Annotated in this window: 17 protein-coding genes, 1 pseudogene and 1 riboswitch; of the genes and pseudogenes, 12 read left to right on the top strand and 6 right to left on the bottom strand. The window is 70.5% G+C overall.

From position 1 onward, the window contains the following. From ACI2LP_RS26510 to ACI2LP_RS26530, 5 genes and pseudogenes are all read left to right on the top strand, one after another. Positions 1 to 164: pseudogene (locus ACI2LP_RS26510) on the top strand (4-hydroxy-3-methylbut-2-en-1-yl diphosphate synthase); the annotation flags it as partial. A gap of 24 nt (positions 165 to 188) precedes the next feature. Beyond that, positions 189 to 2,117, top strand: coding sequence for a 1-deoxy-D-xylulose-5-phosphate synthase (gene dxs, locus ACI2LP_RS26515; RefSeq protein WP_404727022.1), 1,929 nt, complete (start codon positions 189 to 191; stop codon positions 2,115 to 2,117). Between the two features lie 3 nt (positions 2,118 to 2,120). After that, entirely contained in the window at positions 2,121 to 3,515 is a 1,395-nt protein-coding gene (locus ACI2LP_RS26520) for an aspartate aminotransferase family protein (protein WP_404727023.1), read from the top strand. A 66-nt stretch (positions 3,516 to 3,581) separates the two neighbouring features. Continuing rightward, positions 3,582 to 4,172 carry a helix-turn-helix domain-containing protein gene (locus tag ACI2LP_RS26525; protein ID WP_404727024.1) on the top strand — a complete coding sequence of 197 codons (591 nt, stop codon included), beginning with the start codon at positions 3,582 to 3,584 and terminating at the stop codon, positions 4,170 to 4,172. 19 nt (positions 4,173 to 4,191) lie between these two features. Further along, positions 4,192 to 4,320, top strand: a complete 129-nt coding sequence (locus tag ACI2LP_RS26530; protein ID WP_360865978.1) for a DUF6126 family protein — start codon at positions 4,192 to 4,194, stop codon at positions 4,318 to 4,320. Between the two features lie 22 nt (positions 4,321 to 4,342). Here the strand turns inward: ACI2LP_RS26530 and ACI2LP_RS26535 are convergent, their stop codons facing one another. Continuing rightward, a complete protein-coding gene (locus tag ACI2LP_RS26535; protein ID WP_404727025.1) occupies positions 4,343 to 5,155 on the bottom strand; it encodes a tyrosine-protein phosphatase in 813 nt (270 codons plus the stop codon). A 181-nt stretch (positions 5,156 to 5,336) separates the two neighbouring features. On the opposite strand from ACI2LP_RS26535, the gene ACI2LP_RS26540 reads away from it, so the two are divergent. The 3 genes from ACI2LP_RS26540 (at position 5,337) to ACI2LP_RS26550 (ending at position 9,883) form a co-directional block, all read left to right on the top strand. Next, positions 5,337 to 7,427: an alpha-galactosidase gene (locus ACI2LP_RS26540; protein ID WP_404727026.1), complete on the top strand. Its 2,091-nt coding sequence runs from the start codon at positions 5,337 to 5,339 to the stop codon at positions 7,425 to 7,427. Between the two features lie 396 nt (positions 7,428 to 7,823). Further along, a riboswitch (cyclic di-AMP (ydaO/yuaA leader) is annotated at positions 7,824 to 7,980 on the top strand. 4 nt (positions 7,981 to 7,984) lie between these two features. Further along, a complete protein-coding gene (locus ACI2LP_RS26545) occupies positions 7,985 to 8,929 on the top strand; it encodes a peptidoglycan DD-metalloendopeptidase family protein (RefSeq protein WP_404727027.1) in 945 nt (314 codons plus the stop codon). 162 nt (positions 8,930 to 9,091) lie between these two features. Next, entirely contained in the window at positions 9,092 to 9,883 is a 792-nt protein-coding gene (locus ACI2LP_RS26550; protein ID WP_404727028.1) for an SGNH/GDSL hydrolase family protein, read from the top strand. Between the two features lie 48 nt (positions 9,884 to 9,931). Here the strand turns inward: ACI2LP_RS26550 and ACI2LP_RS26555 are convergent, their stop codons facing one another. From ACI2LP_RS26555 to ACI2LP_RS26575, 5 genes are all read right to left on the bottom strand, one after another. Continuing rightward, a complete protein-coding gene (locus tag ACI2LP_RS26555; RefSeq protein WP_404727244.1) occupies positions 9,932 to 10,810 on the bottom strand; it encodes a carbohydrate kinase family protein in 879 nt (292 codons plus the stop codon). 86 nt (positions 10,811 to 10,896) lie between these two features. Next, complete coding sequence (locus ACI2LP_RS26560) at positions 10,897 to 11,517, bottom strand: TetR/AcrR family transcriptional regulator (protein ID WP_404727029.1); 621 nt, start codon at positions 11,515 to 11,517, stop codon at positions 10,897 to 10,899. A gap of 247 nt (positions 11,518 to 11,764) precedes the next feature. Continuing rightward, positions 11,765 to 12,943 (bottom strand): Glu/Leu/Phe/Val dehydrogenase dimerization domain-containing protein, encoded by a 1,179-nt coding sequence (locus tag ACI2LP_RS26565; RefSeq protein ID WP_404727030.1) that lies wholly within the window; start codon positions 12,941 to 12,943, stop codon positions 11,765 to 11,767. Continuing rightward, positions 12,940 to 14,682, bottom strand: a complete 1,743-nt coding sequence (locus tag ACI2LP_RS26570; protein ID WP_404727031.1) for a thiamine pyrophosphate-dependent enzyme — start codon at positions 14,680 to 14,682, stop codon at positions 12,940 to 12,942. The genes ACI2LP_RS26565 and ACI2LP_RS26570 overlap by 4 nt, the downstream gene beginning before the upstream one ends. A 1-nt stretch (position 14,683) precedes the next feature. After that, positions 14,684 to 15,112 (bottom strand): acyl-CoA dehydrogenase family protein, encoded by a 429-nt coding sequence (locus tag ACI2LP_RS26575; RefSeq protein WP_404727032.1) that lies wholly within the window; start codon positions 15,110 to 15,112, stop codon positions 14,684 to 14,686. A gap of 305 nt (positions 15,113 to 15,417) precedes the next feature. Between ACI2LP_RS26575 and ACI2LP_RS26580 the strand changes: the two genes are divergently transcribed. From ACI2LP_RS26580 to ACI2LP_RS26595, 4 genes are all read left to right on the top strand, one after another. Further along, on the top strand, positions 15,418 to 15,867 hold the full coding sequence (locus ACI2LP_RS26580) for a PPOX class F420-dependent oxidoreductase (RefSeq protein WP_404727033.1): 450 nt from the start codon (positions 15,418 to 15,420) through the stop codon (positions 15,865 to 15,867). Positions 15,868 to 15,957: 90 nt separating this feature from the next. Beyond that, positions 15,958 to 17,139 carry an MBL fold metallo-hydrolase gene (locus ACI2LP_RS26585; RefSeq protein ID WP_404727034.1) on the top strand — a complete coding sequence of 394 codons (1,182 nt, stop codon included), beginning with the start codon at positions 15,958 to 15,960 and terminating at the stop codon, positions 17,137 to 17,139. Positions 17,140 to 17,423: 284 nt separating this feature from the next. After that, positions 17,424 to 19,244 carry a sensor histidine kinase gene (locus tag ACI2LP_RS26590; protein ID WP_404727035.1) on the top strand — a complete coding sequence of 607 codons (1,821 nt, stop codon included), beginning with the start codon at positions 17,424 to 17,426 and terminating at the stop codon, positions 19,242 to 19,244. Positions 19,245 to 19,251: 7 nt separating this feature from the next. Further along, positions 19,252 to 19,686, top strand: coding sequence for a roadblock/LC7 domain-containing protein (locus ACI2LP_RS26595; RefSeq protein WP_404727036.1), 435 nt, complete (start codon positions 19,252 to 19,254; stop codon positions 19,684 to 19,686). Positions 19,687 to 19,688 lie beyond the last annotated feature (2 nt).

Below are 19,688 nucleotides of genomic sequence, written 5' to 3' on the forward strand. Positions count from 1 at the left end.
CCTCCGGAAACGGCAAGGGCCAGATCTTCGTCAAGGGCGAGGTCATCAAGACCGTGCCCGAGTCGAAGATCGTCGAGACCCTCATCGAAGAGGCGATGAAAATCGCCGAATCCATGGAGGGCGAAGGGGTGGCCTCGGGGTCGCCCGCCGTCACCGTGAGCTGAACAGGATGTGAAGGGGGTCCGACCGTGACGATTCTTGAGAGCATCCGGGGGCCGCACGATCTCAAGGCGCTGACCGATGCGGAACTCGAAGAACTCGCTGAGGAGATAAGAGAGTTCCTGGTCCATGCGGTGGCCAGGACAGGGGGCCATCTGGGCCCCAACCTCGGCGTTGTGGAGCTGACCGTTGCCCTGCACCGGGTCTTCGACTCGCCCGCCGACCGCATCCTGTGGGACACCGGGCACCAGAGTTACGTACACAAACTGCTCACCGGCCGCCAGGACTTCTCCAAGCTGCGCGGCAAGGGCGGGCTCTCCGGCTACCCCTCGCGCGAGGAGTCCGAGCACGACGTCATCGAGAACTCCCACGCCTCGACCGTGCTCGGCTGGGCGGACGGACTGGCCAAGGCCCATCAGGTGCTGGGCAGCAGCGACCATGTCGTCGCGGTCATCGGGGACGGCGCCCTCACCGGCGGCATGGCCTGGGAGGCGCTCAACAACATCGCCGCGGCGAAGGACCGGCCGCTGATCATCGTCGTGAACGACAACGAGCGGTCCTACGCGCCGACGATCGGCGGCCTCGCCAACCACCTCGCCACGCTCCGTACCACCGACGGCTACGAGCGCGTGCTGGCGTGGGGCAAGGACGTCCTTCAGCACACCCCCGTCGTCGGGAAGCCGTTGTACGAATCGCTGCACGGCGCGAAGAAGGGGTTCAAGGACGCGTTCGCGCCGCAGGGGATGTTCGAGGATCTGGGACTGAAGTACGTGGGGCCGATCGACGGGCACGACATCGCCGCCGTCGAGTCCGCGCTGCGCCGTGCGAAGCGTTTTCACGGGCCCGTCCTCGTGCACTGTCTGACCGAGAAGGGACGCGGCTACCAGCCCGCCCTGGAGGACGAGGCCGACCGCTTCCACACGGTCGGCGTGATGGACCCGCTGACCTGCGAGCCGCTCTCGCCCGCGGGCGGGCCCTCCTGGACCTCCGTGTTCGGGGACGAGATCGCGGAGATAGGGGCCGAGCGGCCGGACGTCGTGGCGATCACCGCCGCGATGCTGCACCCCGTGGGCCTGACGCAGTTCGCCGAGCGTTTCCCCGACCGGGTGTGGGACGTCGGTATCGCCGAGCAGCACGCCACCGTCTCCGCGGCCGGGCTCGCGACCGGCGGGCTGCACCCGGTCGTCGCCGTGTACGCCACCTTCCTCAACCGCGCCTTCGACCAGCTGCTGATGGACGTGGCCCTGCACAAGTGCGGAGTGACCTTCGTACTCGACCGTGCCGGGGTCACCGGTGTCGACGGGCCCTCCCACAACGGCATGTGGGACATGTCGATACTGCAGGTCGTGCCGGGGCTGCGGATCGCCGCGCCGCGCGACGCCGACCGGCTGCGCGAGGAGCTGCGCGAGGCCGTCGAGGTGGACGACGCGCCGACCGTGCTGCGCTTCCCGAAGGAGTCGGTGGGCGAGCCGGTCGAGGCGATCACGCGGATCGGCGGGATGGACGTGCTGCACCGGGCCGAGAACGCCGATGTGCTGCTGGTGTCGGTGGGCGCCCTCGCGCCCGTCTGTCTGCAGGCGGTGGAGCTGCTGCGGGGGCGCGGCATCGGCTGCACCGTCGTCGACCCGCGCTGGGTCAAGCCCGTCGACGAACAGCTCGCGCCGCTCGCCGCGAACCACCGCCTGGTGGCCGTGGTGGAGGACAACAGCCGCAACGGCGGCGTCGGTTCTGCCGTCGGACAGGCGCTGCGGGACGCCGGAGTGGATGTGCCGCTGCGCACCTTCGGCATCCCGGAGCAGTTTCTCGCGCACGCCAAGCGCGCCGAGGTGCTGGCCGACATCGGGCTCACACCGGTGGAGATCGCGGGACGGATCAGTGCCGCCATGGCCGTCAAGGAGACCCAGTTGGGAGAGCCGGCCGGCCGGTCCCGTCAGGCAGAGCCAGTCAAGGAGAGCTGAGGAATGACCGAGCCGCTCAAGGGCTTCGATCTGGCGAGACTCCTCGCGGAGCGCGGAGCCGAGCGCTATGAGCTGCATGCGCGGCATCTCAACCACCAGCTGCCGCGCATGCTCCACACCATCGGCTTCGACAAGGTGTACGAGCGGGCCGAGGGCGCGTACTTCTGGGACGCCGAGGGCAACGACTACCTCGACATGCTCGCGGGCTTCGGCGTGATGGGGCTCGGCCGGCACCACCCCGTCGTACGCAAGGCACTGCACGACGTCCTGGACGCCTCGCTCGCCGACCTCACCCGCTTCGACTGCCAGCCGCTGCCCGGCCTGCTCGCCGAGAAGCTGCTGGCGCACAGTCCGCACCTGGACCGGGTGTTCTTCGGGAACAGCGGTACGGAGGCGGTCGAGACGGCCCTGAAGTTCGCCCGGTACGCGACCGGGAAGCCGCGGATCATCTACTGCTCGCACGCCTTCCACGGGCTGACCACCGGGTCCCTGTCGGTCAACGGGGAGTCGGGGTTCCGGGACGGATTCGCGCCGCTGCTGCCCGACACGGCGATCGCGATGGGCGATCTCGCAGCATTGGAGCGGGAGCTGGGGCGCGGCGATGTGGCGGGCTTCGTCGTGGAGCCCATCCAGGGCAAGGGCGTGCACGAAACGCCGCCCGGATTCCTGTACGCGGCACAGGAACTGCTGCACAGGCACAAGGCGCTGCTGATCGCCGACGAGGTGCAGACCGGACTCGGCAGGACCGGCGACTTCTACGCCTACCAGCACGAGGAAGGAGTCGAGCCGGATCTGGTCTGCGTGGCGAAGGCGCTGTCGGGCGGCTATGTCCCGGTCGGAGCGACCCTCGGCAAGGACTGGATCTTCAAGAAGGTCTACTCGTCGATGGACCGGGTGCTGGTGCACTCGGCGAGCTTCGGCTCCAACGCCCAGGCGATGGCCGCGGGGCTCGCCGTGCTCTCGGTGATCGAGGACGAGCAGGTCGTCGCCAACGCCCGGGTGACCGGCGAGCTGCTGCGGTCACGCCTTGCCGCGCTCGTCGACCGCTATGAGCTGCTGCACGAGGTGCGCGGGCGCGGCCTGATGATCGGCATCGAGTTCGGGCGACCGGACTCGATCCGGCTGCGCAGCCGCTGGACCATGCTGCAGGCGGCCCGCAAGGGACTCTTCGCGCAGATGGTCGTGGTGCCGCTGCTGCAGAAGCACCGGATCCTCACCCAGGTCTCCGGCGACCATCTGGAAGTGATCAAGTTGATTCCGCCGCTGACCATCGGCGAGCGGGAGGTGGAGCGGTTCGTGGCCGCCTTCACGGCCGTGATGGACGACGCGCACGGCGGTGGCGGGCTGATGTGGGACTTCGGCAAGACGCTGGTGAAGCAGGCCGTCGCCAACCGCTGATGTTGTCGCCTTTGCCTCTGGGGCAAGAAAGTTGCCTCCGAGGCAGGTTCCTGACGCAATGGACCTATGACCACCCCTTCCGGAGCGGCGGCGGACACCACGCTGCCCGATGTCGCACCACGGCTGCGCGAACTACGCCGCCGGCGCGGTCTCACCCTGGAAACGGCCGCCCGGCGTGCGGGGCTTTCCCCCGCCCATCTGTCCCGGCTCGAGACCGGCCACCGCCAGCCCTCGCTGCCGATGCTGCTCGCGCTCGCCCGCATCTACGGCACGACGATCGCCGAGCTGCTCGGCGAGACGGCGCCGGATCGTGAGCCGGTCATCCGCGCCGGAAGCCGGGAACCGACGGTCGCCGAGGGCTGGACCTACCACCAGGCCGGCGGACCCGGCCGGGCCATGCAGGCTCTGCGGCTGGTGGTGCCGTACGGCACCCAGGGCAATCTGGTCCGGGTGCATCCGGGCGAGGAGTGGCTGTACGTCCTCGACGGGCGAGTGCGGCTGGGTCTGGGCGAAGCGGTGCACGAGCTGAGCCCCGGTGACAGCGCGCACTTCGACTCCATGACCCCGCACCGCATCGCGGCAGCCACGCCCGAGGGGGCCGAGCTGCTGTTCGTCCACACGCTGCTGCAGAGCCCGGACATCCATCCGCATTCCTGACACACCTGAGAGGCCTGCCATGTCCAAGCACAACGAAGAGGGGAAGTTTCCCCGGGGGCTGGTGATCCGGCTCTTCGCCTATCTGGTGGCGGGCCATCTGTTCGCCGCCTTCCTCTACCTGCTGTTCACGCTCGGCGGCAACGGGTAGCCGGCCCCTGCCCGCCGATGGCTCAGGCCTCGTCGAGGAGCCGCTCGCGCAGCCGCTCCCGCGTCTCGGGGCTCACCTTCAGGCCCTCGCTGAGATAGCGCTCGGTGCCGCCCCAGGTCTGCTCGATCGTCTCGAAGGCCGCGTGGAGATACTCGGCGCGCGCGTCGAAGAGCGGCCTCAGCAGCTCCATGACCTCAGGCGACATCCCGGCCGGCGAGTTGTCGCTGCGGCGGACCAGATAGCGGCGGTGCGGGTCATTGGACTTCAGGTAGTCCGCCTCGATGGCGTCCCGCTCGACGCCGACCGCCAGCAGCGAGACGGCGATGGACAGACCGGCCCGGTCCTTGCCCGCCGCACAGTGCATCAGGGCGGGGACACTGTCGGCGGCGAGCGCGTGCAGCACCTGGCTGTGCTCGGCGGTGCGGTGCTTGACCATCGTCCGGTACGAGGCCGACATCCTCCCGGCCGCCTTGCCGTCCGCGAGGATCGACTTCAGCTGGTCGAGGTTGCCGTCCCGGACCATCCGCCAGAACTCGGCGCCGTCCGCCGGGTCGCTGAGCGGCAGATTCACATTCCGCACGCCGGGCAACTCGACGTCCGGGCCCTCGAGGCGCATGTCGGCCGAGTTGCGGAAGTCGAAGATCGTGTGCAGGCCCAGTGTGGCCAGGAACGAGGCGTCGGCCTCGGTCGCGTGTGCCAGATGACCGCTGCGGAAGAGCCGTCCGGACCGTATCTGCCGGCCGTCCACGGTCGGCAGGCCGCCCACGTCCCGGAAGTTGCGCACTCCGGACAGTGTGGGCTCTGTCGACGGGACCTGCGGCAGCTGCTGCGTCACCAAGGGCTCCTGAAGTCACTGCCGTCGGCGCTGTTCGCCGACGAGGGCGCGATCCCGACGATACGACACTGCTTTATCAGGCAATCATCTCGGCCGTCCGCGCAAGAGCGTTGCACAGGCAGAGCCTCCCGTCGGATGATGTGCGGGCCTGTGCGGACCTGTGAGGATCTGAGGGGTTGGGATGATCGAGCGTGTTGGCAAGGGTCGTACGTGGGTCCTCTCCGGACCCGCGAGCAGTTATGCACTGCACCTGACCGATGATGACGAACTGGTTCATATCCATTGGGGGCCGCGAATCTCCGCCGCCGACGCGGAGGCACTCGCGGCCCAGGGCCCGGCCCCGTACCGGCCGTTCGAGTCGCAGCTCGACGGGCGCGAGGAATACCCGGTCGAAGGCGGTCCGCGCTTCGTCCGCCCGGCGCTCTCGGTCCGTACACCCGAGGTGCGCGGCACCGAGTGGACCTTCGGCGGCGCCGCTCTGGACGGCGACGAACTGCGGCTCAGCTTCACCGACGCCGTGCACCGCCTCGGCCTCACACTCCACCACCGCATGCGCGACGACTCCGATGTCGTCGAGCGCTGGGTCAGCGTCACCCATACGGGTGAGGGGCCCGGCCTGGAGCTGCTGCGGGCCGACGCCGCCGTCTGGACGCTGCCGCAACGCGAGCGCTGGCGGCTCAGCCAACTGCACGGCCGGTGGGCGGCCGAGTCGCTGCTCGTACGCTCCGAGCTCACCTACGGCGAGAAGGTGCTGAGCAGCCGCCGCGGCCACACCGGGCACCAGCACCTGCCGTGGGTCGCACTCGATGCGGAAGGGGCCACCGAGGAGCAGGGTGAGGTCTACGGCTGCGCGCTCGGCTGGTCCGGATCGTGGCGGATCTGCGTACAGCAGCTGCCCGACGGGCTGGTGCAGATCACCGGCGGCGCGGGCTACGACGACTCAGGACTGCTGCGGCTCGCACCCGGCCAGTCGTACACCTCGCCCGTCTTCGCCGGGCTGTGGAGCGACGGCGGATTCGGCGGAGCCAGCCGCGCCTGGCACGCCTGGCAGCTGGCGCACGTCATCCCCGACGCGGCGAGGGACCGCCCGGTCCTCTACAACTCGTGGGAAGCCACCGGCTTCGACATCTCCGAGCAGCAGCAGCGGAAACTCGCCCAGCGGGCCGCCGCCATGGGCGTCGAGCTGTTCGTCGTGGACGACGCCTGGTTCGGGCAGCGCACCAGCGACCGCGCAGGACTCGGCGACTGGACCCCCAACGCCGAACGCTTCCCGCAAGGACTGGGGCCGCTCGCCGGCGAAGTGCACGCGCTGGGCATGCAGTTCGGGATCTGGGTCGAGCCGGAGATGGTCAACGCCGACAGCGATCTCTACCGCGCGCACCCCGACTGGGTACAGCATCACCCCGGCCGCGCCAGGACCGAGTTCCGCAATCAGCTTGTACTGAACCTCGCCCGCGAGGACGTACAGGAGTACCTATGGGACCAGCTGGACGGGCTGCTCTCGAGCGCGTCCGTCGACTATGTGAAATGGGACTTCAACCGCTGTTTCACGGACGCGGGCTGGCCCGGCGAACCGTACCCGCAGAAGCTGTGGGTCGAGCATGTGCATGCGCTGTACGCACTCATCGACCGGCTGCGCGCCGCGCATCCGTCCGTCGCCTTCGAGTCCTGCTCGGGCGGCGGCGGCCGGATCGACCTCGGCATCCTCTCCCGTACCGACCAGGTGTGGACCTCGGACAACACCGACCCGCTGGACCGGCTCGCGATCCAGCAGGGCTTCACCCAGCTGCACCCCGCGCGGGTCATGGCTGCCTGGGTCACCGACAGCCCCAATGTCCAGCTCAACGGCCGCGTCAGCACGCTGCGCCTCCGCTTCGTCAGCGCGATGGCCGGTGTGCTCGGGGTCGGCGGCGACCTCACCGCGTGGAGCGAGGAGGAGCTCGCCGAGGCACGCGGCTGGGTGGAGCTCTACAAGCAGATCCGGCCGCTGGTCCAGCACGGCGAGCTGTACCGGCTCCGGGCGCCCGAAGGCGGGCTCAGCGCCGTGCAGTACGTCCGCGGCTGCGAGACCGTCGTACTCGCCTGGCTGCAGGCGCAGCACTACGGAGAGCAGCCGCCGCGGCTGCGGCTGCGCGGCATCGACCCGGCGGCCGGCTACGCGTGCGTGGACACCGGCGCCGTACACCGCGGGTCCGTGCTGCTGCACCACGGACTGCACACCGGACTGAAGGGTGACCTGGACGCCACCGTGATCAGGCTGCGCCGCCGCTGAGGCGACTCGCGGCAGGGCCCGGGCCCTGGACGCAGGGCGGTGGAATTCCTCCGGCCAAAAAGGCGGGAATGTGGACGTAAGTGAGAGCCCTCGTCATTAAATGACGCTTCTGTCCGAATTGGACGATTAGATATAACGTGCCCCGTCTGCAAAGGAGATGGGGCACGCCTCGTGAGCAGGATCATATTCGTGACGGTCCGTGGCGGCGTGTGGGGCGTGAAATCCCTTACGGGCCGGAGAGTTGCGGTTCCCGGTTCCACGGAGGGTGACGGGAAATTTCCCCTTGATGCCGCAGTGGCCCATGATCGGCGAAAGCAGTGGCTTGTTCCTTTTGATCCGGCTCGTTTAGCGTCACCGTCAATCCGGACGGACCGCCTAATCCTGCCGCCGCCCGGAATTCGAAACCCACCCACGCGTGGCAGGAGCGGGGGACCCAAGAAGTATGCCGATTCCGGACATCCCGGACGGCTCGGGGTTAAGTCGTGCATTTTGCTCGACCGGGCATCTCCAGCCCGAACCCGACAGCTCACCTCGCAGGCGCCGGAGAGGAATGCGCCATGCCCGGAAAGGGTAAGCACCGCCGTCCCAGGACCAGCCCGATCACCCGCGGATTCGTCGCCGCCGGTACGGGTGGCGCCGCCATCGCCCTTCCGCTGATGGGCGCCGCCGGCGCCCATGCGGCCGGCCAGACCGCGCCCGCCGCGACCTCCCACACGGCGGTGACCGCCGCCACCCCGCAGGTGCCGACGACCGCCGCCACGGCCCCGCTCGCCAAGAAGCAGGCCGCCCCCACCACCTACCGCGTCGTCGCCGGTGACTATCTCTCCAAGATCGCCGACGAGCACCATGTCCGCGGCGGCTGGAAGAAGCTGTACGAGGACAACCGCAAGCAGGTCGGCGACGACCCCTCGCTGATCCACCCGGGCCTCAAGCTCACCCTCGGCGGGAAGTCGAAGGCGAAGGCCCACCACGAGTCGAAGCCGCGCCCGGAGCGCAAGGCAAAGCCCTCCTCCGGTGACGCTCAGGCCTCCGCCTCGAAGGCCTCCGCGCAGTCCTCCTCCGGTGACTCGGCGAGCGCCTCGCAGACCAGCGGCTCCGGCTTCACGGCCCCGGTCAGCGGCGCGACCGTGATCACTCCGTACCACCTCGCCGGCTCCATGTGGTCCAGCGGCTACCACACCGGTGTCGACTTCGCCGCCTCCACCGGCACCACCGTCAAGGCCGTCGGTCCGGGCACCGTGGTCTCCGCGGGCTGGGGCGGCGCTTACGGCAACGAGGTCGTCATCCAGCACGGCGACGGCAGCTACTCGCAGTACGGCCACCTCTCCTCGCTCGCCGTCTCCGCCGGCCAGAGCGTGAGCGGCGGCCAGCAGATCGGTCTGTCCGGCTCCACCGGCAACTCCACCGGTCCGCACCTTCACTTCGAGATCCGCACCGGCCCGAGCTACGGCTCGGACATCGACCCGCTGGCGTACCTGCGCCAGCACGGTGTCTCGATCTGATCCACCGGTCCCGCCGATCCCCTCGCGCCGAATCCCCCAGCGGCGCGAGGGGATTCGGCGTATTCCGGGTTGGGGGAAACTTGACCGGTGGTATAGATCACCCCTCGTCAACCCCTCCTTACGGTCGCGTAGGTCACACCCGTAAGGGAAAGATATGGACTCGTGGCAGACGATTCGAGAGACAAGAACAGTGGCGCATTCGGGTCGTACGCGGCTATCGGTGACAGCTTCACCGAGGGCGTCGGAGACCCGGGCCCCGACGGGACGTACGTCGGCTGGGCGGACCGGTTCGCGGTCCTGCTCGGCGACCGGATGCCGGAACACACCTTCAGGTACGCCAATCTCGCCGTACGCGGCCGTCTGCTCGACCAGATCGTGGCGGAACAGGTGCCGAGGGCGAAGGAACTCGCCCCGGATCTGGTGACGTTCTGCGCCGGCGGCAATGACATCATCCGGCCGGGCACCGACCCGGACGACGTGGCCGAGCGCTTCGAGCGGGCCGTCGCCGAGCTCACCGGAGCCGTCGGCACGGTCATGGTGACCACCGGCTTCGACACGCGCGACGTGCCGGTACTGCGCCATCTGCGCGGCAAGATCGCCACGTACACCGCGCATGTCCGGGCCATCGCCGACCGTTACGACTGCCCCGTACTGGACCTATGGTCGCTCAAGTCCGTGCAGGACAGGCGTGCTTGGGACGCCGACCGGCTGCATCTGTCGCCCGAGGGCCACACGAGGGTCGCGCTGCGAGCCGCCCAGGTGCTCGGCATCGAGGTGCCCGCCGACCCGGACCAGCCGTGGCCGCCGCAGCCGCCGCGCGGCCCGCTCGAGGTGCGCCGGGACGACATCCAGTGGGCGCGCACGCATCTGGTGCCATGGATCGGGCGGCGACTGCGCGGCGAGAGCTCCGGCGACCATGTCGAGGCCAAGCGCCCCAATCTGCTGCCTCTGTAGCGGTGCCGGGTGCGGGTGCCGTGACGCACCCGCGACCCCGGCCGCTCTTCAGACCCGGTCCGAGTGCAGCCCCGCCGCGCTGATCAGCGCCGTACTGCCCTCGCCCGTACAGGCATGGGCGCCCGCCAGTGCGCCGAGCCGGGCGCAGTCCTCCAGGTCCCGGCCTGCCAGCCGCCCGTAGAGAAAGCCGCAGACATACGCGTCGCCCGCACCGTTGGAGTCCACCACCGGAGCCGGCGGCGCCGCCGCGGGGACGGGGCGCGGTGTGCTGCCGCCGTCACGGGTGAGGAGATACGAGCCCCCGGCGCCCGCCGTCGCTATCACCGCCTGGGCCCGTCCGTCGCGCAGGATCTCGCGCATCACCGACGCTATCCGTTCACCCGCGCCCGCCGCGCTGAGGAAGACCAGGTCCGAGCGGAGCGCGAACTCCCGTTGGTGGTCGGCCAGTCCGTCCCAGTCGTGCAGATCGGTGGAGACCGGGGTGCCCAGCTCCTCGATGTCGTCGTAGAGGAACCGGGCGAAGTTCACGATCGAGAGATGGACATGGCGGGCCCGCCGCAGATGGGGGAGGTAGACCTCGCGTGGCATCCGCAGGTCTGCCGGATCGCGGCCGTCGTAGAAGGACATCCGGCGGCCGGCGGGGTCGACGAGATTGACCGCGCGCCGGGTCCCGGCCGGGGAGAGAAGCGGCTCGAAGGCCACCCCGCCGGCCGCGAGCCGTTCCCGGACCTGCCGCCCCGGCCAGTCGTCGCCGACGTAGTCGAGCAGGGTGACATTCAGTCCGAGTGCCCGGCAGCCCAGGGCCACATTGCCGCCGGTGTGGCCGGGCCATTCGCGGATCGGGCCGACGCCGACGGAGTCCGCGAGCGGGACGGGCAGCGAGTCCACGCGGACGACCGTGTCCACGCCGCTGCCACCGACGACCAGTACATCGTGTGCGTAGTAAGGGAGTTGATCGGTCTGCTGTTGCTGCGACTGGTGCGACACAGTTGCCCAGTATGACCGCTCGCGGTTCAGCGTGCGGCGGCGGTAAGGGCTTCGCGTTCCACACCCAGCTCACGGGCGAGCGCTTCGTCGGTCCACTCCAGCATCGCCGCGCGCGAGAGCGATCCCGCGTACGAGGTCATCTGCACGGCGAGCCCGTCCAGAAACGCCGTCAGCCGCCAGGCCGTTGCCGCCGGGTCCTCGCACGGGAACTCGCCCGCTTCGGCGCCCTCCGCGATGACTTCCGTCAGAGCGGCCTTCCACTGCTGGTCGAGATCGCGGGCCACCTCCCGCAGCGCGGGCTCGCGCAGCGCGGCCGCCCAGCCCTCGATCCACAGCCGCCAGCCCTTGGCCGTGCCCGTCGGCGCGTACCAGCGGACCGCTGCCCGCAGGCGGCGGAGCGCGGAGGTGCGGCGGCCCAGCAGTTTGCGCAGATGGGCGAGATCGCCGTCGGCGGCGTGGGCGAAGGCGGCCGCGACGAGCTTCTCCTTGGTCGAGAAGTGGTAGAGGACCAGGGCATTGCTCACCCCGAGCGCCGAGGCGACATCGGCGATGCGCACCGCCGCCACTCCGTGTTCCTCGATCTGCTCGACGGCAGCACTGAGCAGCTCCTCGCGCCGCTCTGCCACGTTCAACCGGACTCTTGCCACGTCCTCACCCTACACAGCCGATCTTGGACGCCGTCCGCACACCGTGGACATCGAGCGCGAGGGCCCCGCCGGGGTGCACGAGCAGCGGAAGCAGCAACGCACGGGCACGTGCCGGGGTGAGCGGGGCAAGGGCGACGGCCGTGTCGGTGAGCCCCGGCCGCGAGCCAGTAGCCCCACTTCTGCGGGTTGTCCGACGCGCCGACGACGGCGACCGAGCCCGGGTCGAACAGCGCGTCGAGCGAAGTCGTCATCTGTACCAGCCGAAGTGCTCGGCGATGACCGGCAGTCGGTCGGCGACGATCGCATGCGCCGCGGCCCGCGGAGTCGTCCCGTCCGCCTCCGCGCGCGTGAGCATCTGGTCGACCAGCGCCCGCATCGAGCGACGGGTGTGCGCAAACGCCTCGTCCGCATCCGCCTCGATGTCCCCGAACAGGGTCCACCACCACCAGGCGTTCGTACCGGAGTTGACCACGACATCCGGCAGTACGGTGATCCCTCGCCGAGCGAGCAGTTCCTCCGCGTCCGCCAGCACGGGCATGTTGGCCGCCTCGACGATCCAGCGGGCGATGATCTGCGCCTGGTTGGCGGTGTCCACCGCGTACGAGACGGCGGCCGGCACCAGCACCTCCGCGTCGACGGACAGCCAGGCGTCGCCCGGCAGCTCCAGATCCTGCGGCCGCAGCGCCGTACGGTCGATCGTGCCGTACGAGTCACGCGCCGCCAGCAGCGCCTCGACGTCCAGGCCGTCCGGATTGGCGACCGTGCCCTTGATGTCGGCGACGGCGACGATCTTCAGCCCGGCCCGGGCGAGGAAGCGCGCGGTCGCGCCGCCCATCGTGCCAAGTCCCTGCACGCTGACGCGCGTTCCCGCGTACCTCACACCCGCCCGGTCGAGCGCGACCAGCACCGACTCGGCGACTCCGCAGCCCCCGACGAGCTCGTCGAGACCGATGCCGTCGACCTCCACACCGAAGGCGTCCGCGAGCCGCCGGCGCGCCGTCCTCTCGTCGTCGAGCAGCCGGTAGACGGCCTGGATGGAGGAGACCAGACCGGCCTCCGCGGCCGCGCGGTCGACGATGTCCTGGCTGAGCCCGAGGTCTTCGCCGGTGGTCCACATCGTCTCGATGTAGGGACGCACGGCGCGCAGATAGCGGACCAGGATCCCGTACGCGCGCGGGTCCTGCGGGTCGCAGTCGACGCCGCCCTTCGCCCCGCCGAGCGGGATGTACCGGCCGTCGGGGTTGTAGTGCAGGGCCTCCTTCATGGTCATCCCACGCGCCAGACCGGCCACCTCCTCCAGCGTGCAGCCCTCGCGCATCCGCAGACCTCCGCTCGAGACCCCGCGCACCAGCCTGTCGATCACCAAGTGGCCCTGGCGGCCGGTGACATGGTCGGTCCAGGTGAGCGACAGCAGGGGAGTGGTCATCGGGCGGTCTCCTCGGGAACGGTGATCACGGTGGGGCCGGGGGTGGCGAGGGCCCTGGCAAGGGCCGAGGCGAGCGCTTTTGGGCTGGTGACGCGCTCGCCGTGCCCGCCGTAGGCGCGGGCGAGGGCGGACAGATCGACGGGCGCGAGATCGACGCCTGCCGGGGCGTCGCCGCGCGCGGCCATCTCGTCGCGGATCTCGCCGTAGCCGCCGTTGTCGAACACGACGACGGGCAGCGGCAGTTGGAGCTGGGCGGCGGTGGCGAGCTCCTGCACGCAGAACTGCAGGCCGCCGTCCCCGCTGAGCGCGACCACCTGCCGGCCGGGACACGCGGTCTTCGCGCCGATCGCGGCGGGCAGCGCATAGCCGAGCGTGCCGAAGCCGGTGGGGTGCAGATAGCGCGCGCCGGGACCGATCGGCAGATGTGGGAGCGCACCGTAGTAGCAGCACTGGGCGCTGTCGGAGGTGATGACGGCGTCGGCGTCGAGGACGGTGCGGATCGCCCGGAGATACGGCAGCCAGCGCGCGTCCCGGTCCTTGGTCTCGGCGTCGCGTGCGAGGCGCAGCTCGGCGACCTGCTCGGCGGCGCGTCCCGCCGCGTCGTGGGCGAGCCGCAAAGGTGGGCTGCCCGGCGTCCCGCCGTCGGACCGGCCGCTGCGGTCGTCGGGGCTCCCAGTGGTGCGTACGAGATGCAGCTCCGTGGCAGGTGGCGCGACGCTCATCGGGATGACCGGGCCGGAGCCGGCGTCCCGGAGCGCGGCCAGCAGCGCGGCCAGGACGTGCTGTGCGTCGCCCACCAGCGCCACATCGGCCGGCACACCCGCGTACATCTGCGCCGGGTCCACGTCGACCCGTACCAGCGTGCCGCCCAGCGGTGGCGGTGGTGACCACAGATCCGACTCGGCCAACTCGGTGCCCACGGCCAGCACCACATCGCGCCAGGCCAGCCACTTCTGGACGGCCGCGCTGTGCAGCGAGACGCCCAGTGACAGTGGGTGGGACTCGTCCACGATCCCCTTGCCGTTGGCGGTGGTGACCACGGGCGCGGCCAACTCCTCGGCCAGGGCGAGCAGTTCGGCCCCCGCCTCGCGTGCGCCGCCGCCCAGCACGAGCGCGGGACGGCGCGCCGTGCGCAGGGCTTCGACGGCATGCCCGAGCTCGCGGGGCGGGGGCAGGGGCGGTGCGACCGGCGGGGCGATCCGCACCTCCACCGCCGTCGACGTGGCCTCCAGCAGATCGAGCGGGATCTCGATGTGGACCGGGCGCGGCCGCCCGGTGGTGAAGAGCGTGAACGCCCGGGCGACCGCCGCGCCGATCTCGTCGGCCGTCGACACCCGGTGGCTGAAGGCCGCGACACCCCGCAGCGCCTCGCTCTGGCTGCGCATCTCGTGCAGCAGTCCGGTGGACTGGCGCGGATGCCGCAGCGGCATCCCGGGCGACACGACGAGCAGGGGAACGCTGTCGGAGTAGGCCTGGCCGACGGCCGCCGCGATGTTCAGCAGCGCGGGCCCCGTGGTGGTGATCGCGACCCCGGGCCGCCCGCTGACCCGGGCGTACGCATCGGCCGCGTACCCCGCGCCCTGCTCGTGGCGCGGTGTCACATGGGCGATGCCATGGGCGGCGAGATGCCGGTAGATCTCCAGGTTGTGCGTGCCGGGAATCCCGAAGGCCTGGGTGACACCGTGCGCCGACAGCGCTCGTACGACGGCTTCGCCGCCCGTCACAGCCGCGGGCCCCATGTCACATGCTCCTCGAGATGATCAGCCGCATGATGTCCGAGGTGCCTTCCTCGATCTCCTCGAGCTTGGCGTCCCGCATCCACTGCTCCACCGGGAACTCGCGCGAGTACCCCCATCCGCCGAGCGTCTGGACCGCCGCCCAGGTGCAGTACGCCGCCGTCTCCGCGGCCGTCAGCTTCGCCATCGCCGCGTCGGTCGTCGCATCGAGCCCGGCGTCGAGCCGCTTGGCGGCCCGCCGGGTCATCGGCCGTGCCTGCTCGATACGGGTGCGCATGTCCGCAAGACGGAAGGCCACGGCCTGGTGCTCGATGACGGGCTTGCCGAACTGCTGACGGCTCTTGGCGTAGTCGCAGGCGTACTCGTACGCCGCCCGTGCCACGCCCGCCGCCGCCGCGCCCAGCACCGCGCGCGAGATGTCGAACGTACGCATGAGGCCGCGGAAGCCCCCACCCTCGCCGCCGAGCCGGTCGGCCCGCGCGCGCCCGCGGCCGGATCTCCTCGCGGGCGAACGCGCGGGTGAGCTCGACCATGTCGCGCTGTTCGGTCGTGAGCGGGACCAGCTCGACGGGGAGCTCGGACATGCTGCCTCCAGGACGCGACGACGGTGGTTAACTGAACCGTCGTTCAGTATCCGGAGGGGCGAGCCGCCCTGTCAACGTGATCGTCAGTAGACCCGCGCGCCCCGTCTCCCGAACCTCCAGGAACACCCGCACCCGGCCAGGCGTTCCTGGAAGCATGACGGAAACCGACGCACAGCCGGATGCACAGGAAGCCCTGCTCAAGCTGGTCGCCGAGCAGGGTGGCGGCGTGCTGGTCACCCTCAAGCGGGACGGCCGGCCCCAGCTCTCCAACGTGAATCACCGGTACTACCCGGACGAGCGGATCATCCGGGTGTCGATCACGGACGACCGGGCCAAGACGCGGAACCTACGGCGTGACCCGCGCGCCACGTATCACGTCACCAGCGCCGACAGATGGGCGTGGACGGCCGTCGACGGTACGGCCGAGCTCACCGCGGTCGCCGCCGACCCGCACGACGCCACCGTCGAGGAGCTGATCACCCTCTACCGCGACGTCCAGGGCGAGCACCCCGACTGGGACGACTACCGGCAGGCAATGGTCCGCGACAAGCGCCTTGTGCTGCGCCTGCATGTCGAACGGGCCTATGGCCAGCCGCGCGGCTGAGTGGATCGAGCAGGCTGCGCCCGGCCGCTTCGCTCCCGCTCTGTCGGACCCTTTGCTCATAATGAAAAGACCTCAACCTCTGGAGGTGCCGTGACCGGCACTGGTTCTTCCCATCCGCTGAGATCCCGGCTGCGCTCGCTGCGCCCCGCCGCGTTCGGGGCCGATCCGGCCGGAGAGCGGTGGGAGCGGATCCTTCGCTCGCCGAACTTCTCCGACGGCAGCTTCCAGAATCCGGTGGGGGCCAGGACCAGACCGTCCGGCAGCTCCATGATCGAGTTCGCCAAGATCTACTTCCGCAAGGAGGCACGGGCCCGCCGCTCGCCGATCGGCGTGGTGCCCGTGCATGCCACCACCCTCGCCGACCTGGCCAAGCCGCCCGCCTCCGGGCTGCGGCTCACCTGGATGGGGCACTCCAGTGTCCTGGCCGAGATCGACGGGCGCCGGGTGCTCTTCGACCCGGTCTGGGGCGAGCGCTGCTCGCCCTACTCCTTCGCCGGGCCCAAGCGACTGCACCCCGTGCCCGTGCCCGTCGCGGCCCTCGGCCCGGTCGATGTCGTGGTGATCTCCCACGACCACTACGACCACCTGGATCTGCCCACCATCAAGGCGCTGGCCTCGACGGACACGGTCTTTGCGGTGCCCCTGGGCGTCGGCGCGCACCTCGAGCGCTGGGGCGTGTCCGCCGACCGGCTGCGCGAGCTGGACTGGAACGACTCGACGGAGGTGGCCGGCCTCCGGCTCACCGCCACCCCCGCCCGGCACTTCTGCGGGCGCGGGCTGCGCAACCAGCAGCACACGCTCTGGGCTTCCTGGGCCGTCGCCGGACCCGAGCACCGTATCTACCACAGCGGCGACACCGGATACTTCCCGGGCTTCAAGGACATCGGCGCCGAGCACGGCCCGTTCGACGCCACGATGATCCAGATCGGTGCGTACAGCGAATACTGGCCGGACATTCACATGACACCGGCCGAGGGCATGCGCGCCCATCTGGATCTCCAGGGCGGCCGACCGTCCGGCGCCATGCTGCCGATCCACTGGGGGACCTTCAACCTCGCGCCCCATCCGTGGGCCGAGCCCGGCGAGGGCACGGTCTCGGCGGCGGCCGGCGCGGGCGCGCGCATCGCTCTGCCGCTACCGGGCCAGCCGTTCGAGCCGACCGCCGCGAGCGTTCCGTCCGAGCTGTGGTGGCGTGAGGTGGCGACCGCTCCCGCAGAGGGCTGGGCCACGGCCGCGGGCACCGGCAGTCCCGAGGTGGCGCCCACCGCCTGAGCAGGCGGCGTACCCCCCTGCCGCCAGGCGACATGCCGACGACACGCCGGCAGGGGGCGGGCCGTGGTGTCGGCCTGTCGTGCGAATCCTCATACCAAGGCGGGACGATTGGCGAGCAAGTTTGTCAACTGCCCACCGCACGTGCCTGCTTGGCGACTACTGTGTGTGGCTGGTGATCAGCCATGGGCTCATTTTGTGATGCCCTGCCCGGCTGATCAGCCGATGCTGCCAGCTGCCCACTTGCAGTACGCCGATTCCTGGGGCCCCACGTACCAAGGACGCTGATGTCTCAACTACGCGCACCCGCCGCGCGGCCGGACCGCCGCGAGGGCGGGCGCCACGGCCGGCCAGGCGCCCGCTCCCTGTCGTCAGCGGGAAGGTCGCAACCCGTGCCGCCGTCGTCGCCGGACGCCCGTATACGCCCTCAACTCCTGCGCACCGCAGTGCTGCCCGCGGTCGTCGCCGCGCTCAGCGGCGCCGCCGCGGTGCTCTTCATCCTCCGCATCGCCAATCCACGTCCCTCCGCCGCTCTCTGGGCGGTGCTGACCGGAAGCTCAGTGCTTGCCGTCGCAGCCATTGCCGCGGCGGCGATGGGCGCGGACCGGATGGCCAAGTCCGTACTCGACCGGTGCGCAGCCTTACGCCGCACCACCGCGCGCGTGCAGACCGACCTGCCGGCCGTGGTCGAGCAGCTCAGGCGCGGGGAAGGCCCGCCGGCCCGCACCACGCCGCCGACCGCATCCCCGTTGGACGGGGACGAATTCACTCTGCTGACCCATGAGCTGGACCGTTCGTACGAGGCCGCGGTGACGGCGGTCGTACAGGCCTCCCGGCTCTCCAGCAGCGTCGGCAACGAACAGAAGGTCGAAGTCTTCGTCAATCTGGCCCGGCGGCTCCAGTCGCTGGTCCACCGCGAGATCCAGCTCCTCGACGAACTGGAGAACGAGGTCGAGGACCCCGAGCTGCTCAAGGGCCTCTTCCATGTCGACCACCTGGCCACCCGCATCCGCCGGCACGCGGAGAACCTCGCCGTCCTCGGCGGCGCCATCTCCAGGCGGCAGTGGTCCAACCCGGTCACCATGACCGAGGTGCTCCGTTCCGCCATCGCCGAGGTGGAGCAGTACCCCAGGGTCAAGCTGGTGCCCCCGATCGACGGCACGCTGCGCGGCCACGCAGTCGCCGATGTGATCCACCTCCTCGCCGAACTGGTCGAGAACGCCACGCTGTTCTCCGCCCCGCACACACAGGTGCTGCTGCGCGCCTCGCATGTCACGGCCGGTCTCGCCGTCGAGGTCGAGGACCGTGGTCTGGGCATGCCGCTCGGTGAGCAGAACAAGATGAACGCTCTGCTCACCGACCCCGATCAGGTCAATGTCGCCCATCTGCTGCAGGACGGGCGGATCGGCCTCTTCGTCGTCTCGGCACTGGCCCGCAGGCACGGCATCGCGGTCCGGCTGCAGTCCAATATCTACGGCGGCGTGCAGGCCATTCTCGTACTGCCGCAGGGTCTCCTGGGCTCCGAGCCGGAAGCGGTTCAGCAAACCGCCCCGGCCACGGCGACCGAGGCCGCGGGGACCCCCAGGGGACGGACGGCCGCCGCCCGGGCGACCGCGGCGCAGCCCTCGGTCCCGCAGCAGCCGCACTCACCGCCGCGCCTTCCGCTTCCCCAGCCCCAGCAGCAGCCCCAGCCACAGGTGCAGCGGCAGCCGGTACACGCCGCCAATGTCGGCCCCGGCCCCCTCCCCGTACGCGGAGAGCATGTCGAGCGCCCCAACCCCTCCGGCGCCGTCCCGCGTGCCAACTCCTCGGTCCCGCAGCAGAGTTCAGCCCCCCAGCCGTCTCACACCACGGACGGGCCGCCCGCGGAAGGCGTGGTCCGCGGCACTATGGGGCGCCCCCAACTGCCCAAGCGCCGCAGTCAGGAACACCTTGTCCCACAGCTGCGGGACACCCCGGCGCCCCGCAAGGACGACGACCAAGCGGTCCATGACCCCGGCCTGATCGCGGCCTTCCAGCGAGGCATCGGACTGGCCGAGTCGCAGTCCCTCGCGGACCTCGCAGCGCAGCCCGAACCGCAGCGCCACGACAACACCCCCAAGGAGTAGATGCACCATGGCGAGCGACGTGCCGAACGGCCATGTCTCGGACCTCGACTGGCTGCTCGGCGGCCTGGTCCAGCGTGTGCCGTACACCCGTAACGCGGTACTGCTCTCCTCCGACGGGCTGGTGAAATCCGTGCACGGCCTGGATGCCGACAGTGCCGACCATATGGCGGCTCTGGCCTCGGGTCTCTACTCCCTGGGCCGTAGCGCCGGAGCGCGCTTCGGCGACGGCGGAGAGGTGCGTCAGGTGGTGGTGGAGCTCGACTCCACCCTGCTGTTCGTGTCCACGGCGGGATCCGGCACCTGCCTCGCCGTGCTCGCCGGGCGCGAGGCGGACGCCGCGGTCCTCGGCTACGAGATGGCGATGCTGGTCAAGAGCGTACGGCCGTATCTGACCACGCCGGCCAGACATTCGGCGGGAGCGCCGAGCGTCACGAGGCCATGAAG

This window comes from Streptomyces sp. NPDC019890, assembly GCF_044903445.1.
Classification (GTDB): Bacteria; Actinomycetota; Actinomycetes; order Streptomycetales; family Streptomycetaceae; genus Streptomyces.

What these genes read in the sequence shown, in the direction of transcription:
- ACI2LP_RS26520 (WP_404727023.1), top strand. Translation starts at nt 2,121, where the DNA reads ATGACCGAGCCGCTCAAGGGCTTCGATCTGGCGAGACTCCTCGCGGAG.
- ACI2LP_RS26525 (WP_404727024.1), top strand. Translation starts at nt 3,582, where the DNA reads ATGACCACCCCTTCCGGAGCGGCGGCGGACACCACGCTGCCCGATGTC.
- ACI2LP_RS26530 (WP_360865978.1), top strand. Translation starts at nt 4,192, where the DNA reads ATGTCCAAGCACAACGAAGAGGGGAAGTTTCCCCGGGGGCTGGTGATC.
- ACI2LP_RS26540 (WP_404727026.1), top strand. Translation starts at nt 5,337, where the DNA reads ATGATCGAGCGTGTTGGCAAGGGTCGTACGTGGGTCCTCTCCGGACCC.
- ACI2LP_RS26545 (WP_404727027.1), top strand. Translation starts at nt 7,985, where the DNA reads ATGCCCGGAAAGGGTAAGCACCGCCGTCCCAGGACCAGCCCGATCACC.
- ACI2LP_RS26565 (WP_404727030.1), bottom strand. Translation starts at nt 12,943, where the DNA reads ATGACCACTCCCCTGCTGTCGCTCACCTGGACCGACCATGTCACCGGC.
- ACI2LP_RS26570 (WP_404727031.1), bottom strand. Translation starts at nt 14,682, where the DNA reads ATGGGGCCCGCGGCTGTGACGGGCGGCGAAGCCGTCGTACGAGCGCTG.
- ACI2LP_RS26575 (WP_404727032.1), bottom strand. Translation starts at nt 15,112, where the DNA reads ATGCGTACGTTCGACATCTCGCGCGCGGTGCTGGGCGCGGCGGCGGCG.
- ACI2LP_RS26580 (WP_404727033.1), top strand. Translation starts at nt 15,418, where the DNA reads ATGACGGAAACCGACGCACAGCCGGATGCACAGGAAGCCCTGCTCAAG.
- ACI2LP_RS26590 (WP_404727035.1), top strand. Translation starts at nt 17,424, where the DNA reads ATGTCTCAACTACGCGCACCCGCCGCGCGGCCGGACCGCCGCGAGGGC.
- ACI2LP_RS26595 (WP_404727036.1), top strand. Translation starts at nt 19,252, where the DNA reads ATGGCGAGCGACGTGCCGAACGGCCATGTCTCGGACCTCGACTGGCTG.